This window comes from Bartonella sp. AD328YNZD (genome assembly GCF_042196425.1).
The window spans coordinates 1-522 of record NZ_JBHIQG010000890.1 but is presented as its reverse complement, the minus strand read 5'-3'; the positions used below and the strand labels follow the sequence as shown (position 1 = coordinate 522).

The window sequence follows — 522 nt, the reverse complement described above, 5'->3', positions numbered from 1 at the left end:
TCTAGTAAGCTTTTTGTGCTCAATCATTTGGTGGAAAAAGTCGACTCTTTGGTTATTGGTGGGGGCATGGCCAACAGTTTTTTAGCGGCGCAAGGTGTTCATGTTGGAAAATCACTCTGTGAACATACATTGATGGAAACGATTAAAAAAATCATTAAAAAAGCGCAAGAGTGTCAATGTAAGCTTCTGCTTCCGGTAGATGCTGTTGTTGGCTTTCGCTTTGAAAAAAATGCACCACATCGTCTCTATGATATTGAAGATATTCCACAAGATGGCATGATATTGGATATTGGTACACGTTCTATTGTGCATATCAATGCTGCAATTGATGAAGCTGCTACCCTCGTGTGGAATGGACCCCTTGGTGTTTTTGAGATGCCTCCCTTTGATAAAGGAACGATTGCCGTGGCACGCCACGCAGCAGAACGTAGTCAAAAAGGAAAATTGGTTTCAATTGCGGGAGGAGGCGATACGGTTTTCGCCCTTAATCATGCTGGTGTTGCCAATGATTTTACTTATCTC

Annotated in this window: 1 protein-coding gene; it reads left to right on the top strand. The window is 42.3% G+C overall.

From position 1 onward, the window contains the following. On the top strand, positions 1 to 522 hold a 522-nt coding region (gene pgk, locus ACFIO3_RS15605), incomplete at both ends, for a phosphoglycerate kinase (RefSeq protein ID WP_375704835.1).